The sequence below is a fragment of the Streptomyces sp. NPDC058240 genome (genome assembly GCF_042882135.1).
Classification (GTDB): Bacteria; Actinomycetota; Actinomycetes; order Streptomycetales; family Streptomycetaceae; genus Streptomyces.
Window position 1 is genome coordinate 1 of record NZ_JBHVWT010000143.1, and the last position, 2,205, is coordinate 2,205.

General features: G+C 67.4%; 2 protein-coding genes. One reads left to right on the top strand and one right to left on the bottom strand.

The features are described from left to right. Positions 1-249 precede the first annotated feature (249 nt). Entirely contained in the window at positions 250-780 is a 531-nt protein-coding gene (locus tag ACFVX4_RS41975) for a hypothetical protein (protein WP_389988756.1), read from the top strand. Positions 781-1,177: 397 nt separating this feature from the next. Here the strand turns inward: ACFVX4_RS41975 and ACFVX4_RS41980 are convergent, their stop codons facing one another. Then, positions 1,178-1,768, bottom strand: coding sequence for an isochorismatase family protein (locus tag ACFVX4_RS41980; protein ID WP_389988759.1), 591 nt, complete (start codon positions 1,766-1,768; stop codon positions 1,178-1,180). Positions 1,769-2,205: the final 437 nt, after the last annotated feature.

A 2,205-nucleotide genomic window follows, 5' to 3' on the forward strand; every position in this document is an offset into this window, starting at 1 on the left:
GACGGCTCGACGGACTCGGCCTCGGTCACGTTCTCACTGGTCATCGATGCATCTTCCTTGATCAGGAGTTACACCGATCGTTTTACAGTCCCTCCGAGAACCGTCGGCTGTCTACCTGATCTGGGCTGAAGCGTGTGCAACGAAGGAGTTGAGGGACGCCCGTGCCTCGACCGACTTCGTCCGCAGTTCTTCGCGGTCTGTTGCGCGGTGAAGAGCACCGATGATCCCGATGGTTTGCTCTGCCCGTGCATGCAGGCCATCATCGGGTACGAGCAGGCGGAGCTGGTGAACGGCTTCGAATGCCTGGCCGCGGATCCGGAAGGCCTCCGTTCTGGCTGCCATGTGCGCCGGACCGTCCTGTTCCTCGTGCTGGCGGTGCCACCAATCGTGTTGGCTCCGTATGAATTCGTTGGTTGCATCAAGTACCTGGTCGTGGAGCCGGGCGGGTTCGCCACGGACTGGGCCGGAGCCTCGATGCAGACCCCGGACGTCGCATCGGAGTACGACGCGACGGTCGGTGAGATGGTGCGCCTTTTCAGCGGCGCGAATGCCCCGGGCGACCCGAAGCGGGCCGGCGACATCCTGGTACGCGTGGTCAAGCACCCGGCCCCGCCCTCTCACCTCGTCATTGGGGCCGGTGCCGTCGAGATGGCGCAGGACTACGCACGCGGCCAGCTGGAGGAAGCAGCCAGGTGGGAAGCGGTGAGCCGTTCGGCCGACTTCGACCAGGAACCGGTCGACCTGCCCGCCCCCACGCCGGAGACGGGGGCACGGTCATGACACAGTTCACGGACAAGGAAGCACCTCGTCCCGCGGTGCCCCCGCACGACGAACCCGCCGATTCGACGGCCGCCGCCCAGGGGTGGTCTCCCCCGCAGGCGCCCCGGTCGGATCTGCCTCCCGCCCGCTGCTCGCGGGCGGGCGCGGCACCACGCTGCGAGAACTGGGAGGCCATAGCGCCGGACTGCGTGGCCTTCCTCCGCATGGAACGGGCCTCTCGGCAGGTATGTGGTTGCGGAGACACTGCTCGCCCGAAGAGGCCCGTTGCGTGCAGGCCCAGCCAACAAGGTCGGCAGGCCTGGACGCTCCTCCCGCTGACGGGCTGGACTGCCGCCAGCACAGCACAAGCACCGAGGCGCCGACATCATTCCCGGGCAGCCGCTTACGGCCGACGTATTCAGGTAGCGACAACAGGTTCGCCGCTGAGCGCGACGCCGGCCCGGCGCAGTTCGTCGAGTGCGGTGCGCGTGGTGTCGGCGGCGACACCGGCGGTGTAGTCGAGCAGGACTTGCACCGTGAAGCCCGCGCGCGCTCCGTCCAGTGCAGTCGCCTTCACACAGTGGTCGGTCGCGATGCCGACGACGTCGATATCGGTGACATCGCGGGCTCTCAGCCAGTCGGACAACGTCGTACCGTCCTGTGTGAAGCCTTCGAAACCGCTCTTCGAGGCGGAATGCGCGCCTTTGAAGACGACCTCGTCGATGTGCCCGGAGTCCACGGCGGGCGCGAAGTCCGGATGGAACTCGCCTCCCTCACTGCCGACGATGCAATGCACGGGGAACGAGTCATGGAAGTCGGGATTCTCGGAGAAGTGGGCGCCCGGGTCGATGTGGTGGTCACGGGTGGCCACGACGAAGGCGTACTGCTCGTCGGGGCGTCGGACCAGCTCGGCGATGGCGGCGGCCCGGCCCGCGCCGCCCTTCACCGGAACACTGCCGCCCTCGCAGAAGTCCTTCTGCACATCAACGATGATCAGTGCACGACTCATGGAAAAGCCCCTTCCTTCGGATATGGCCTCTCCCCGATGGTCGCCCTTCCGCCGGCGGGCGGGCGCGCCACTCGCCGGTCATTCACCCGACCGGCGCGGCCCGCACAGCAACGAGGCGCAGCGCTCCCTCCCCCACAGGAACCACGGGGGCAGGGAAGTCTCGCGCTGTGTTGTGCTCGGTACCCAGCTTGTCCTTGGTCGCGGCAGGGCCCCGCGGGCCTTGCCGCGGCTACCGAATCCGTGACCAGGCCCCCTGTCTGCCCCTCCCAGCGGCTTCGATCGGGATGAGCAGCGTTGAAATGGCACATGCCATAGCCGGCTTCGCCGCCCTGGTGCACCACATGAGAGGGCAGTAAGTAACGTGCTGCCCGATTCGCGCTTGCAGCTGGAGCTGTCGGGCTGGTGGTGGCCTCTCCGGGTGGCTATGGCCGCGGCTG

Coding starts and splice junctions, on each gene's coding strand:
- ACFVX4_RS41980 (WP_389988759.1), bottom strand. CDS start 1,768: ATGAGTCGTGCACTGATCATCGTTGATGTGCAGAAGGACTTCTGCGAG.
- ACFVX4_RS41975 (WP_389988756.1), top strand. CDS start 250: ATGCAGGCCATCATCGGGTACGAGCAGGCGGAGCTGGTGAACGGCTTC.